This is a genomic window from Saccharothrix lopnurensis (genome assembly GCF_042658445.1).
Classification (GTDB): Bacteria; Actinomycetota; Actinomycetes; order Mycobacteriales; family Pseudonocardiaceae; genus Actinosynnema; species Actinosynnema lopnurensis.
The window spans coordinates 177605-190758 of sequence record NZ_JBHSQO010000007.1 but is presented as its reverse complement, the minus strand read 5'-3'; the positions used below and the strand labels follow the sequence as shown (position 1 = coordinate 190758).

General features: G+C 74.2%; 13 protein-coding genes. 3 read left to right on the top strand and 10 right to left on the bottom strand.

All coding sequences use genetic code 11. From position 1 onward, the window contains the following. Positions 1-13: 13 nt before the first annotated feature. Entirely contained in the window at positions 14-664 is a 651-nt protein-coding gene (locus tag ACFP3R_RS10050) for a response regulator (protein WP_380634917.1), read from the top strand. A gap of 5 nt (positions 665-669) precedes the next feature. On the opposite strand, the gene ACFP3R_RS10045 is transcribed toward ACFP3R_RS10050, so the two are convergent. From ACFP3R_RS10045 to ACFP3R_RS10035, 3 genes are all read right to left on the bottom strand, one after another. After that, entirely contained in the window at positions 670-2046 is a 1377-nt protein-coding gene (locus ACFP3R_RS10045) for a serine/threonine-protein kinase (protein WP_380634916.1), read from the bottom strand. A 38-nt stretch (positions 2047-2084) separates the two neighbouring features. After that, entirely contained in the window at positions 2085-2495 is a 411-nt protein-coding gene (locus ACFP3R_RS10040) for an SsgA family sporulation/cell division regulator (protein ID WP_380634914.1), read from the bottom strand. A 184-nt stretch (positions 2496-2679) separates the two neighbouring features. Further along, a complete protein-coding gene (locus ACFP3R_RS10035) occupies positions 2680-3636 on the bottom strand; it encodes a DMT family transporter (RefSeq protein WP_380634912.1) in 957 nt (318 codons plus the stop codon). A 54-nt stretch (positions 3637-3690) separates the two neighbouring features. Between ACFP3R_RS10035 and ACFP3R_RS10030 the strand changes: the two genes are divergently transcribed. Beyond that, positions 3691-4587, top strand: coding sequence for a LysR family transcriptional regulator (locus ACFP3R_RS10030; protein WP_380634910.1), 897 nt, complete (start codon positions 3691-3693; stop codon positions 4585-4587). 4 nt (positions 4588-4591) lie between these two features. Here the strand turns inward: ACFP3R_RS10030 and ACFP3R_RS10025 are convergent, their stop codons facing one another. From ACFP3R_RS10025 to ACFP3R_RS10000, 6 genes are all read right to left on the bottom strand, one after another. Then, positions 4592-6271, bottom strand: coding sequence for a serine/threonine-protein kinase (locus ACFP3R_RS10025; protein ID WP_380634908.1), 1680 nt, complete (start codon positions 6269-6271; stop codon positions 4592-4594). 108 nt (positions 6272-6379) lie between these two features. Then, positions 6380-7744: a serine/threonine-protein kinase gene (locus ACFP3R_RS10020; protein ID WP_380634907.1), complete on the bottom strand. Its 1365-nt coding sequence runs from the start codon at positions 7742-7744 to the stop codon at positions 6380-6382. A 442-nt stretch (positions 7745-8186) separates the two neighbouring features. Next, on the bottom strand, positions 8187-9011 hold the full coding sequence (locus ACFP3R_RS10015; protein ID WP_380634906.1) for a hypothetical protein: 825 nt from the start codon (positions 9009-9011) through the stop codon (positions 8187-8189). A 158-nt stretch (positions 9012-9169) separates the two neighbouring features. After that, on the bottom strand, positions 9170-9952 hold the full coding sequence (locus ACFP3R_RS10010; protein ID WP_380634904.1) for a hypothetical protein: 783 nt from the start codon (positions 9950-9952) through the stop codon (positions 9170-9172). Positions 9953-10081: 129 nt separating this feature from the next. Continuing rightward, positions 10082-11119 carry a hypothetical protein gene (locus tag ACFP3R_RS10005; protein WP_380634903.1) on the bottom strand — a complete coding sequence of 346 codons (1038 nt, stop codon included), beginning with the start codon at positions 11117-11119 and terminating at the stop codon, positions 10082-10084. Between the two features lie 184 nt (positions 11120-11303). Further along, positions 11304-11618: a hypothetical protein gene (locus tag ACFP3R_RS10000; protein WP_380634901.1), complete on the bottom strand. Its 315-nt coding sequence runs from the start codon at positions 11616-11618 to the stop codon at positions 11304-11306. Positions 11619-11682: 64 nt separating this feature from the next. Here ACFP3R_RS10000 and ACFP3R_RS09995 point away from each other — a divergent pair, with 64 nt between their 5' ends. Further along, a complete protein-coding gene (locus ACFP3R_RS09995; RefSeq protein WP_380634899.1) occupies positions 11683-12771 on the top strand; it encodes an arginase family protein in 1089 nt (362 codons plus the stop codon). Here the strand turns inward: ACFP3R_RS09995 and ACFP3R_RS09990 are convergent. After that, on the bottom strand, positions 12740-13012 hold the full coding sequence (locus tag ACFP3R_RS09990) for a chorismate mutase (protein WP_380634897.1): 273 nt from the start codon (positions 13010-13012) through the stop codon (positions 12740-12742). The two genes, ACFP3R_RS09995 and ACFP3R_RS09990, sit on opposite strands and share 32 nt — an antisense overlap. Positions 13013-13154 lie beyond the last annotated feature (142 nt).

The following is a 13154-nucleotide window of genomic DNA, read 5'->3' as shown; positions in this document are numbered from 1 at the left end:
CGGGGGCCTGACCGTGGCCGTACGGGTGTTCCTGGTGGACGACCACGCGCTGTTCCGCGCGGGGGTGCGGGCCGAGCTGGACTCGATCACCGACGAGATCGAGGTGGTCGGCGAGGCGGGCTCGGTCGGCGAGGCCGTCGTGGGCATCGCCCACCACCGCCCGGACGTGGTGCTGCTGGACGTGCACATGCCCGACGGCGGCGGCGCGGAGGTGCTGCGGCAGGTCCGCACGTCGCTGCCCGAGGTGGTGTTCCTGGCGCTGTCGGTGTCGGACGCGGCCGAGGACGTCATCGCGGTCATCCGCGCGGGCGCCCGCGGCTACGTGACCAAGACCATCTCCAGCCAGGAGCTGGTGAAGGCGGTCGTGCGGGTCGCGGAGGGCGACGCGGTGTTCAGCCCGCGCCTGGCCGGGTTCGTGCTGGACGCGTTCGCCGACCGGCCCGGCGCGGCCCCGATCAGCGACCCCGAGCTGGACCTGCTGACACCGCGCGAGCGGGACGTGCTGCGGCTGCTGGCCCGCGGCTACGCGTACAAGGAGATCGCGTCCGAGCTGTTCATCTCGGTGAAGACGGTCGAGACGCACGTGTCGAGCGTGCTGCGCAAGACGCAGCTGTCCAACCGGTACGAGCTGTCCCGCTGGGCGTCGGACCGCCGGCTCGTCTGAGGAGGTCAGCCGATCGGGGGAACGGTCGGGCCGGGCAGCTCCTCGGCCGCCACGATCCTCGGCCGCCCCTCGTAGTGCTCGACCCGCAGCAGGTAGGTCCCGGTGCTCTCCACCCCGCCGCGCACGAACGTCACCGCGACGTGCACCCAGACCCGCGCGGCCTCCTCCCGGACCTCCACCAGCTCCGCCCGCACGTCGTCGTACCGGCCCCAGAACGCCCGGTACTCCTCCGGCGACTGGCTGTAGGACGGGGTGAGGTTGTCGTAGGCGACCCCGGGGTCCTCGGGCAGCAGGTCGTAGTGCCCCTGGACGAGCGCCACCGCGTCCTCCACGGCGACCCGCGGCAGGGAGGCGGGCTGCGCGTGCTCGCCGGCCCGGCCGCCGGTCCCGTCGGGCAGCATCGACATGGCCGCGACCGACGCCGCGCCCGCCACCAGCACGATCGCCGCGACCAGCGGGGCGAGCCACCGGCGCCGGCGCGGGCGCTCCACCGCGCCCGCCGGCTCGACGGGCCCCTCCTCCGCGCGCGCCGCCGGCTCCTCGGTCCGCTCCGGCTCCTCCGGTGCCCCCGCCGGGAGCTCGGCGAGCAGCCCCACGGCCCCCTCCGCGGTCGGGCGGCGCTCCGGGTCGGTGTCGAGCATCCTGGTCAGCAGGTCGGTCAGCGCGCCCGCCCGCGCGGGCGGCTCGACCCTGCCCGCGGCGGCCCGGTACAGCAGGCCGAAGCTGTTGTCGGAGCTCCCGTACGGCGACCGGCCCTCGGTCGCCGCGTACAGGGTCGCGCCGAGGGAGAACACGTCGGAGGCGCTGCTCGGCTGCTCGCCGCGCGCGACCTCGGGCGCGAGGTACGCCGGGGTGCCGGTGATCATGCCGCTGTCGGTGAGCGTGCCGTCCCCCGCGGCGCGCGAGATGCCGAAGTCGGTGAGCTTCACCGTGCCGTCGTGGCCGATGAGCACGTTCGACGGTTTCACGTCCCGGTGCACGATGCCCGCCGCGTGGGCCGCGGTGAGCGCGGCGGCGAGGTGGCAGCCGATCAGGGCCGCCTCGTCCGGGTCCAGCCGGCCCCGTTCCGCCAGCAGGGCGGCCAGGCTCCGCGAGGGCAGGTGCTCCATGACCAGCCAGGGCCGGTCGTCCTCGACCACCACGTCGAAGACCGAGATCGCCCCGGGGTGGTGCAGCCGGGCGGCGTTGCGCGCCTCGCGCATGGCCCGCGCCCTGGCCGTGCCGGCCTCCTCGGGCGTCAGGTCGGGCAGGCGCAGCTGCTTCACCGCGACCTCGCGGTCCAGGAGCTCGTCCCGGGCCCGCCAGACGACGCCCATGGCGCCGCTGCCGATCCGCTCGACCAGCGCGTACCGACCGCCGACCATCCCCCCGGCCTCCGTCACGGGTCAGAGGGTAGGCGACGGACGGGCGGGCGCCGCCGTCAGTTGGTCGAGACGAGCTTGGCCAGTTCGCGGTCGAAGTCGATCCACAGGTCCTCCTCGCCGGGCTGGACCACGTCGTAGGTCAGGTCCAGGAACTCGGCGATGTGCTCGGCCTCGGCGGACAGGATGGCGAAGCCCGTGGGCGCGTTCAGCTCCAGCAGCACCCGCTCCGGGTCGTCGGCGGCCGGGCGGATGAGGATGTCGCCCTCGCCGGAGGGGGTCAGCAGGCCGTCGGCCAGCAGGTCGCGGGCGAAGATCCACTCCACCTTGCCCTGTCCGGTGTGGAACAGGACGGCGACCGCGTACGGGTCCTCCGGTTCGTAGTGCAGCTCGGCCTCCACCGGTGCCGGGGCGATGCCCGGGACGAGGAGGTGGAACGTCGTCGTGGTGGTGATGCTCTCGGTGCTCATGGCTCTGGGGTTCCCTCCTGGGTCGAGTCCTTTCATCTGAGGAGACGTCCGAAGGGGCGTTCCAGGACGCGGTTCGCCTGAACACCACGCGATCGGGGGAGACCTGCGTCGCAATACCACCCATTTGCCCAGGAGGCATGTCTCAACTGGACTGTACCGACGAGTAACCCATTGTTACCGCAGGTCACTTGAGCGTAGTCAGGGTGACCGGGGTCACCGGCACGGCCGCCGTCACGGCCGCCGGGGCGGGCCGCCGCCGGGTCAGCGCGACCCCCACGAGCACCACCGCCATGCCGATCACCACCCGCGTGCCGATCGCCTCGTCCAGGAACACCGCGCCGAGCAGGACGGAGACCACGGGCAGCAGGTAGCCCACGGTCGTGGCGTTGGTCGCGCCCTCGTCCTCGATGATCCGGTAGTTCAGCACGAACGCGACGCCCGTCCCGAACACGCCCAGGACCGCCACGGCCGCGAGCGGGGCCCAGGACGCGTGCACCGGCTGGAGGCCGCCCACCGGCACCGCCAGCCCGGTCAGGCCCGCCGCGCCGATCAGCTGCGTGGAGGAGATCTGGACGGGGGTCAGGCCGCGCCCGGAGATCGTGCGGCCGATGTAGGCGTAGCAGACCGCGTAGGACGCGGCGGCGAGCAGGCACGCCAGCGCCCCCCAACTCGCCAGCCCGGCGCGCTCCCACGGCGCGAAGATCAGCAGCACGCCGACGAAGCCGAGCGCCAGGCCGACCAGCCGGGCCGGGTTCCGCTGCCGCTCGGTGCCCAGCGCCAGGCCCAGGCCCAGCGCCCACAGCGGCGTGGTGGCGTTGAGCACCCCGGCCACGCCGGAGTCCACGGTCTGCTCGCCCACCGCGAACAGGGCGAACGGCACGGCGCTGCCGAACACCGCGGCGACCAGCAGGTGGAGCCGGGAGCGGCGGTCGGGCGGCAGCCGCTGCCCGCTCACCCGCAGCACCACCAGGAGCACCAGCGCGCCCAGGAGGCTGCGCGCGAAGGCGATCTGCACGGGGGAGAGCCCGGTGAGCGCGATCTTGATCCACAGGAAGCTCGAACCCCACAGGAGGGCGAGCGCACCCATCCTGACCAGCGTGCCGGAACTGTTCACGTCCACACCCTTCGCCTCGCGAAGCATCAGGACAAGTGAATAGAACTGCACGACCGTTAAGCACAGCTGTAAGGTCCGTCCATGTTGGACGTGCGACGGATGCAGGTGCTCCGGGCCGTGGTGACCACCGGCTCCATCACCGCCGCGGCGGTGAACCTCGGGTACACGCCCTCGGCGGTCAGCCAGCAGGTCGCGGCCCTGGAGAAGCAGGCGGGCCTGCCGCTGCTCGACCGCGTCGGGCGGGGCGTCCGGCCCACGCCCGCGGGCCGGCTGCTCACCGAGCACGCCGCCCGCGTCACCGACCGGCTGGCCGAGGCCGAGGCGGCGCTGGCCGACCTGCGGGCGGGCCGCACCGGGCGGCTGCGGGTGCGCTACTTCGCCACCGCCGGCGCGGCGCTCGTGCCGCCCGCCGTGGCCGCGTTCCGCCGGCACCACGCCGACGTGCGGCTCGACCTCAAGCTCACCGGGCCCGACGACCCGGTGGCGGAGCTCCAGGCGGGCCGCGCGGACGTGGCCATCGTGGTCCGCCGCCGGAACGCCGAGCCGCCGCGCGGGGTGCGCGTCGTGCACCTGCTCGACGACCCGTACGTGGCGGTGCTGCAGCGCGGCCACGAGTTGGCCCGCAAGCGCGTGCTGGACCTGGCCGACCTGGCCGGGCAGCCGTGGGTGGACGCGGTGGTCGCGCCCGGCGCGTGCCGGGACGTCGTGCTCGACGCCTGCGCGGCCGCCGGGTTCGCGCCGAACGCCGTGGTCGAGGCCGACGACTACCCGACCGCGCAGGGGTTCGTCGCCGCCGGGCTCGGCGTCACCATCGTGCCCAGGCTCAGCCTGGACGTCGTGCACGCCGGCGTGGTCGTGCGCAGGCTGCGCCACCCCGAGCCGACCAGGACCATCGGCGCCGCGGTCCGCGAGGACTCGGCGGGCGCGCCCGCGGCGGCCGGCCTGCTGGCCGCGCTGCGGGACGCCGCGAACCGCTGAGCGCCTACGGCGTGCCCAGGTTCTGCTCGTTGGAGATGAACAGGCTCTGCTGGGCCCACTGGAGCACGATCAGCTTCTTCTCCTCGCTGGTCGTGCCGTCCTTCATGCGGAAGGTGACCTCGATCACGTAGGCGAAGTCCTCGTTGTACTCGACCTCGTCCAGCTCGACCGACTCGACGCGGTCCCACCAGTTCCGGTAGCTCTCGAAGCCGCCCTGGACGTTCTGCATGGTCGGCGCCAGCCGCGCCCAGCTGTCCTCCAGGTTGTCCGGCACCAGCGCGTAGTAGTCGCGGAGGGCCTGTTCCTGCTGCTGGCGCGTCGGCGTGGAGGTGTACGTGGCGGGCGGGCCGGCCGACTTCTTCGTCTGCGAGGTCGACGGCTCGCCGCCGGCGGCCTGCGCCGTGCTGGAGGACGTGGGCGACGTGGCGTCGTCGTTCGGCGAGTTGTCGGAGAACACGCTGGCCAGCACGATGCCCACCACGGCCGCGCCCGCGATCGCCAGCGCCGTCAGCACGGCCGACCGCTTGTTCCTCAGCTGACCCGACCCGTCGGTGCGGGGCGAGCCGCTCGTCCCGGGGGACCGCTTCCGGCCGGCGTCCGGGTGCTGCGGCGGGGGCACCGGGGCCACGCGCGTCGCCGGGTGGTGCCCGCCCTGGTTGTGGCCGGACTGGTTGTGGCCCGACTGGTTGTGCCCGCCCTGGTGGTGCGCCGCGGCCTGGTGGTTCTGCCCTTGGTGGTTCTGGGCCTGGTGGCCCTGGCCGACCGGCGGCATCGCGCGGGTCTGCGCGGGCGCCTGCACGGGCGAGCCCTGCCACGACGGCGGGTGGCTCTGCGGCATCGGCACCGGGAAGTCCGGCGCGGCCCGGCCCGCGGCCACCGCGGCCAGCGCCTCGCGCGCCTCCGCCATGGTCGGCCGGTCCTCCGGCTCGGCGCGCAGCAGGCGCATCAGCAGCGCGGTCAGCGGCCCCGCCTGCTTGGGCGGCACCACCTTGCCCGACGCGACCTGGTGCAGCAGCGCGATGGTGTTCTCGTTCAGGCCGAACGGGGGCGCGCCCTCGACCGCCGCGTACAGCGTCGAGCCCAGCGAGAACACGTCCGACGGCGGGCCCGGGTCGTAGCCCTTGGCCACCTCCGGCGCCAGGTAGGCGGGCGTGCCCGCGAGCATCCCGGTCGCGGTGACGGTGACGTCGCCGGTGGCGCGGGAGATGCCGAAGTCGGTGATCTTGACCGTGCCCTCGTTGCCGAGCAGCACGTTGCCGGGCTTGATGTCGCGGTGCACGATGCCCGCGTTGTGCGCGGCGGCCAGCGCGGAGGCCACCTGCGAGCCGATCGAGGCCACGTCCCGGGGCGGCAGCGTGCCGCGCTCCGAGAGGGCCGCCGACAGGCTCTGGGACGGCAGGTACTCCATCACCAGCCAGGGCTGGCCGTCGTCCTCCGCCACGTCGTAGACCGCGATCGCGTGCGGGTGCTGGAGGCGGGCCGCGATCCGGCCCTCCCTCATCGCCCGGCGCTTGGCCTCGTCGGTGTCCGCTTCGGCCAGGCCGGGCTGGAGCAGCAGCTGCTTCACGGCCACGGTCCGGTGCAGGCGCTCGTCGTGCGCCTGCCAGACGATGCCCATCGCTCCGCTGCCGATCCGCCGGCCAAGGCGGTAGCGGCCGGCGACCAGGCGGCCATCGTCGGTCACGGCGTGCTCCCAGGTAGCTGCTAGGGCTCTTCAGCGGCGAAATGCAGGACGCCACTAGGACAAAGACGTTGCGTCACCCGATCGGGTTCAATGCCCACCTTACGAGGTTCACGACTGCTCCTGTGTGGTGGGCGGCACCTGGGGTGTCGTCGTGGGCGGCGTCGTGGTCGGCACCGGCCTCGTCGTGGTGGTGGGGGGCGGGGTGGTGGTGGTCGGCGCCGGGGCCTCGGTCGTGGTCGTGGGCTCGGGCTCCGGCGTGGTGGTCGTCACCTCGACGGTGACCGTCTCCGTCTGCACGGTGGTGGTCACCGGGGGCGGGGTGGTCGTGGTGGTCGGCGCGGGCGTGGACGTGGTGCTCTCGTCCGCGGGGGGCGTCGTCGGGTTCCGGTCGAACACGTCCAGCGCCACCAGCAGCACCCCGAGCAGCAGGATCACGCCCAGCACCACGGCGGTGATCACCAGCGGCCTGGTGCCGTTCTGCCCGGCCGGCGGCCCGACCGGCGGCATGGCCCCCGTGCGCGGGCCGACCGTGCGCGGGCCGGGCCGCACCACGCGGGTGCGGTCGGGGTCCACCACGGTCGTGGCGCCCGCGCCGACGACCGGCGCGATGGCGGTCGCGGTGGACGCCGGCATCCCGGTGAGGCTCGGGTTCCGGCCCTGCGCCACCGCGTTCAGCAGGTCCCGGGCCTGGACCATGGTGGGCCGGTCGGCGGGGTCGTAGTTCAGCAGGCGCAGCAGCACGTCGGTCAGCGGGTGGTCGACCGTCGGCGGGTTGATCCGGCCCGCGGCGACCGCGTGCAGCACGCCCAGCGTGTTCTCCGACAGCCCGAACGGCGGCTCGCCCTCGGCCGCCGCGTACAGCGTCGAGCCGAGCGAGAACACGTCCGAGGCGGGCGTCGGGTCCTGGCCGCGGGCGATCTCCGGGGCCAGGTAGGCGGGCGTGCCCGCGATCAGCCCGGTCTTGGTGACCGTGACGTCGTCGCTGGCCCGCGAGATGCCGAAGTCGGTGATCTTGACCAGGCCGTTGTCGGCGAGCAGCACGTTGCCGGGCTTGACGTCCCGGTGCACGATCCCGGCGGCGTGGGCGGCGGCCAGCGCGGCGGCGGCCTGCGCGCCGATCTGCGCCACCTCCACCGGGTCGAGCGGGCCGTGCTCGGCCATCGTGTCGGCCAGGCTGTAGGACGGCAGGTACTCCATGACCAGGCACGGAGCGCCGTTCTCCTCCACCACGTCGTAGACCGCGATGGCGTTCGGGTGGTGCAGCTTGGCGGCGATGCGGCCCTCGCGCATGGCGCGCTGGATCGCCTCGTCCTGCTCGCGCTCGTCCAGGCTGGGCTGGAGCAGCAGCTGCTTGATGGCCACGATGCGGCCGAGCCGCTCGTCCTGGGCGCGCCACACGACGCCCATCGCACCGCTGCCGATCCGGTCCAGGAACCGGTAGCGGTCGGCGATGACACGACCGTCGTTGCTCACCGGACCACCTCGCTGGGGCGCTGCGTGACCGCGGCAAGGGCAGCTGGTCTCACGCTCGGGCTCCTCGTCGTGCGGATCGGTGCGCGGAACAGGCTAGGCCACCGCTCGCCCGCAGAGCCTACCCCGGCCCGAACTACCGCTCGGGCACCGTTGTGCAGGTCACGCGAGCCGAGGGGTGACCGGGAAGGGATACCTGATGCCGGCGGAAAACGGCACCCGTTCGTGTGAAGATCACCACGATTGCGGCCGAACGGCCCAACCTCCGCCGCCCACGACCCCCGGTGGGCGCGAGTCGAACACCCGGACCCACCGTGTCGAACACCCGGGACCCCCGAGTTCGTCATTCGGGACATCGGCGTGTCGCCCACCCGGGCACCGCGTGTCGTCGACCCCGGTGCCGCGCATCCCTCGTTCCGGTCGGGCGTGTCGACCGATCGGGGGATCAGTTCGACGGGTCGAAGAAGTCGAAGCCGCCGATCGGCTCCAGGATGCCGCCGAGGTCCAGGCCGATCCCGATGCCCGGCGCGGGCTGCTCGGAGGACGAGGGCGGCGGCGTGCCCGGGTCCGCCGAGGACGGCGTGGTCGAGGGCGGGGTGGTGCTGGAGGAGGGCGGCACGGAGGACGACGAGGGCGGCGGCGGGGTGCTGGTGCTGCTGGGCGGCGGCGTCGTGGTGCTCGTGCTCGGCGGGGTGGTGGTCTGGTTCGTCGTGGTGCTCGGCGCCTGCGTGCTCGTCGGCGCCTGCGCGAGGGGGACCTGCCGCTGCTGCGTGGCGCGCGGCGTGCGCTGCGTGGTGGTCTGCTCCGGCGCGTCGGTCGTCGTCTCCGCCTGCGCCTGCTGGACCTCCTGCTGCTTGGCCGCGGCGGTGAGGTCCTTGGTCAGCGTGTTGGTGGGCCGCGCGGCCTGCCGGGCGTCGAAGCGCACCTCGGCGAGCGGCCGCTCGTCCGGCGAGGACACCAGGCTCGACGCGGTGAACGCGACCGCGCCGGCGAGCACCACACCGCCACCGGCCATCGCCACGATCTTCGGCACGGGCAGCCCGCCGCCGCGCTCCTCCTCGCCGGCGCGCCCCTCGCGGCGCAGCAGCTCGGTGATGTGCAGCTCGCGACCCGAGAGGTTGGCGGCCGGCTTGAACCGCACCGTCTCCGGCTCCACCTCGGTGATCCGCGGGATCGGCTGCGTCTCCGTCTCGCGCCTGGCCACCAGGTCGGCGACGGACAGCTGTGCCGTCGAACCATCCCGCCGACGGCGTTTGTCGTCGTTCGACACCGCTGGACACCTCTCCCGGGGAGTGCGTTGCGCTACTGACCGGGATCATGGATACCGAATCGTGACCGAGTTCGTAACCCCTTCGGGGGAAGTTTGGCACAGAAACACAGTTGACATCAACGCTGTGTTAGTTCCAGAACGCGAAAAGTCACGATGAGTCAGTTCCGCTGGGCCGACAGCACCTCGGTGCCGACGATGAGCGGGACGGTCGTGTCGGACAGCCGGAACAGCTGCTCGACCCGCATCCAGCCGCCGGTGCGCTCCTGCATCGACACCACCGCGAGCACGGCGCCGCCCGGCTGGAGCGTGGTCGACTCGATGGTGATCGCCTGCACCCGGTCCCACGCCGCCACGAACTCGCGGGCGTCCTCGCCCAGCAGCTCCGGGGCCAGCAGCCGCAGGGCCTCCGCGGGCCTGGCGGGCAGCAGCTCGTAGAACCGCCGCACCACGTCCACCCGCGGCCTCGGCCCGGGACGCGGCGCGGCGGGCATCACCACGGCGTCGCCGGTCGGCACCTCCACGGCCTGCGGCGCGGTCGGCCGGTCCACCGCGAGCAGGTCGGCCCGGCTGCCGCCCAGCTCGGCCGACAGCAGGTCCGGGCGCAGCGCCGGTGGCCCGCTGATCTGCGGCGGCGCCTCGACGAACGGCCGCTCGGGACCGGCGTCGCGGTGCCCCGCCAGGACGGTCGCCGCCGCCACGGTCGCCAGCAGCACGACCACACCGGTGGTCACGCCGACGAGCTTGGCCACCCGGTTGGGTGGCCGCCGCGCGGGTGGCGCGGGCGGGTCCGCGAGCAGGTCGCGGACGAGTTCGTGCGCGGCGGTCCGACCGCGGTCCCCGGACCGGATGCGCAGCGGGGCCGGCTGCTGCCTGATCAGCTCGGCCACGCTCACCGAGCCCGCGCGGTTGTGCCGGCGGCCGCTCGTCGTAGGGCGCTGCACTGGCGACTCCCTCGCTGTGACGTCGCCAGCACTCGTACCGTCTCCCACCAGCGAAAAGCCAGCTCAGGGCCGGAGTTCACCCGTTCGTGGCGACTAGTGGTCGGTCGCTGGGCGCTATCGGGTGAACGACTACGGAGCGACGTGCCGTTCCGCGTTCCCGGTGGACCCCTGGGCGCCACCCGCCGGTCGTTCGGCGTTGATCAACGGCTCGCCGGTGGTGGCGAACCCGAGCTCCCGCTCCTCGACGACCCGGGTCCCGTCCTTCAGGGTCAGCTGCAACGTGCTCAGCGTGACGCCCCTCGCCGGGTCCACCCGGATGGCGGTCACCTCGACCAGCGACACGTCCGCGAACCGCTGCGCCAGCAACGCCTCGGCGCCGGGCCGGAAGGAGTCCGAGACCATCGCCAGCGCGGTGCCCGCGTCGCGCACCGCCTCCTCGTAGAACCGCTCCGTGCGCGCGGCGATCACCAGCCCGTCCACCCGCGGCGGTTCCGCGCCGCCCGGCACGGTGGTGACCTCCGGCGACCCGGTCGGCGCGGCCAGGACGGCGGTGGCGGTGGCGGGGTCGCCCGCGGCGGGCTCGGTGGTGGCGGGCGCGGCGTCGACGGGTTCCGCGACCACCCCGACCCCGGCGGCCCGGCGCCGCGCGTCGGGCGACCAGGGCGCGTCCGGGCGTCCCGGCTCGGCGGCGGCCGGCGCGGCGGTGGCGGGCGGCGGGCTGGTCGCGGAGCTGGACCCGGTCAGCAGCGGCACGTCGGTGGGGTAGCCGGGCAGGCCGACGCGCTCCGCCGGGCCACCCGAACCGACCAGCTCGGCCGCCGCTAGGGCCAGCCCGACCAGCACGGCCGCCGAGGACAGGACCGCGAACCACGCGGCCCGCTTCCACGTCCCGGGCGGCGTCGCCGACGCGGGCACCAGGCCGATGTTGAACTTGCGCAACCCCACCGCGTCGCTGTCCGCGAGCGGATCGCGTGCGCGCTGCGCGGGCAGCACGCACGCGCCGTACGCGCGTTGCGGCGGCAGCGCCGGGATCGGCGGCAGCGCCGGGGTCGACGGCGGCGCCGGCGCCGCGGGCGAGTGGTCCAGTTCGCCGCCCGCGGGCAGCCACATCGCCGCCCCGTCCTCCGACCGGTGCCGTCCCGAGCGCTCCGGTTCCCCGATCTCCATGCGTGTGGATCCCTCCACCCCGCTCTCGCGACCCTCGCGACTGCGCACCTGTTCTGCTCAAGTGGCGCGGGGTGGGGGTGGGACGACGAGGGGCCCCGCGACCACCTCAGGGTAGGCGCAGGGCCCCGAGTGAACGGCCCAAATCAACCTCGGAGCGGCAAGTGACACTCGGAAGAGTGAATCTTCACCTGCCGCTGTTCAGCTGCTTGCGCGTGCCCTGGAGCGAGTTCGCCGCGGCCAGGCCGGCGCCGCCCGCGATGAGCGCGCCGATGATGTCGCCGGACACCCCGCCGCCCGCGGTGATCAGCAGGCCCACGAGCGCGATGATCGTCGTCACCCCGGCGAGGGTCCACCGACTGCGCACGTACTGGGCGATGGGCGCGCCGGCGGCGCGCTTGGACTTGGCGGCCGAGCCCAGCATCGCGAGGTAGCCGTCGTGCGCCAGCGTGGCCAGCACACCCACGATCGCGATCAGGCTCGTGATGAGACCGATGACCATGCCAACAGTGTGCCCACGCCCAAACCCGCTGGACCATGGGTGATCGCCCTGATATCCACCCCCGGTGGAGGTCTTCTGGCACGACGCCTGCCTTGAGCACGACACCGGGAGCGGCCTGTGGGAGCTGCCCGGCCGCTGGGACTGGCTCGACGTCGCCGAACCGCACCCGGAGAACGCCGCCCGGCTGCGCACGTTCCGGCACGCCCTGCGGCACGGCCCGGTCGCGCCGCACCTGACCTGGTCGACCGGCCGGTTCGCGGACGGGGAGGAGTTGGCCCGCGTCCACACCCCGGACTACCTGGCGCGCCTGCGCGAGGCGTGCCGGGAGCGCACCCGCGTCGAGGTCAACACGGTCGTGGGCCCCGGCTCCTGGGACGCGGTCCGCGCCGCCGCGGGCACCGCCCTGGCGGCCCTGGACGCGGTCGCCGCCGGCCGCACCCGCCTGGCCTACGCCCTGGTCCGCCCGCCCGGCCACCACGCCCAGCCGGACCTGCCGGACGGGTACTGCCTGGTCAACAACGCCGCGCTGGTCGCCGAGACCGCGCGCCGCGGTGGCCGGCGGGTGGCCGTCCTGGACTGGGACGTGCACCACGGCAACGGCACCCAGGAGATCTTCCGCGACACCTCGGACGTGCTCACCGTCTCCGTGCACATGCGCCACGGCCCGTGGGGCGCCAACCACGCGCAGACCGGCGCGCCCGACGAGAGCGGCCCGGCCAACGTCAACGTCGAGCTGTCCCTGGGCGCGGGCGACCTCGCCTACCGGCGGGCGCTGGAGGAGATCGCGTTCCCGGCGCTGGCCGAGTTCGGCGCGGACCTCCTGGTCTGCGCCTCCGGGTTCGACGGCTCCGCGTTCGACCCGAACGGCAGGCACAACCTGACCGCCGCCGGCTACCGGTGGATCGGCCGGGCGGTGTCGGACCTCGGCCTGCCGACCGTGCTCACCCAGGAGGGCGGCTACCTGCGCGGCTACTCGGCGCTGTGCCTGCACGCCCTGGTGGAGGGCCTGCTCGGGCTGGAGCTGCTGGAGGACCCGCTGGCCTACGTGCCGGACGACACCCAGCTGGTGGACGCGGACCTGGACCGGGCCAGGGCCGCGCTCACCGACTGGGCGTTCGCCACTAGCGCCCCAGCGGGCCGCGGCCGAGCTTGAGCAGGACCATGGCCAGGTCGCGGCCCTCCGGGCCCAGCTCCCGGTAGCGGTTGAGCACGTCCAGCTCGCGGTTGTGCACGATCCGCGTCCCGCCGGCGGCCATCCGCGCCGCACCGATGATCTTGGAGATCTCGATCCGCCGCTTCACCAGGCGCAGCAGCTCGGCGTCCACGTGGTCGATCTCCTGGCGCAGCGCGTCGATGTCCTGGGCGGACTCCGTGCCGGTGTCGGTGCTGTTCATCGTGACGACCTCTCGGGGTGGTCTGCGGAGTGCCGGCCCCGGCAGCAGCGAAGCCCCGGGTCCGAGGACTCCGGGGCTTCGTGGTGGCTGGTCGCGCTAGCGGTCCACGGGAGCCGGAGTCCGGTTCCCGTAAAAGTAGAAG

Excerpts from the sequence above, each read along its gene's own strand:
- ACFP3R_RS09990 (WP_380634897.1), bottom strand. The coding sequence starts at position 13,012 with ATGAACAGCACCGACACCGGCACGGAGTCCGCCCAGGACATCGACGCG.
- ACFP3R_RS10005 (WP_380634903.1), bottom strand. The coding sequence starts at position 11,119 with ATGGAGATCGGGGAACCGGAGCGCTCGGGACGGCACCGGTCGGAGGAC.
- ACFP3R_RS10000 (WP_380634901.1), bottom strand. The coding sequence starts at position 11,618 with ATGGTCATCGGTCTCATCACGAGCCTGATCGCGATCGTGGGTGTGCTG.
- ACFP3R_RS10040 (WP_380634914.1), bottom strand. The coding sequence starts at position 2,495 with ATGAGCACCGAGAGCATCACCACCACGACGACGTTCCACCTCCTCGTC.
- ACFP3R_RS10030 (WP_380634910.1), top strand. The coding sequence starts at position 3,691 with ATGTTGGACGTGCGACGGATGCAGGTGCTCCGGGCCGTGGTGACCACC.
- ACFP3R_RS10035 (WP_380634912.1), bottom strand. The coding sequence starts at position 3,636 with ATGCTTCGCGAGGCGAAGGGTGTGGACGTGAACAGTTCCGGCACGCTG.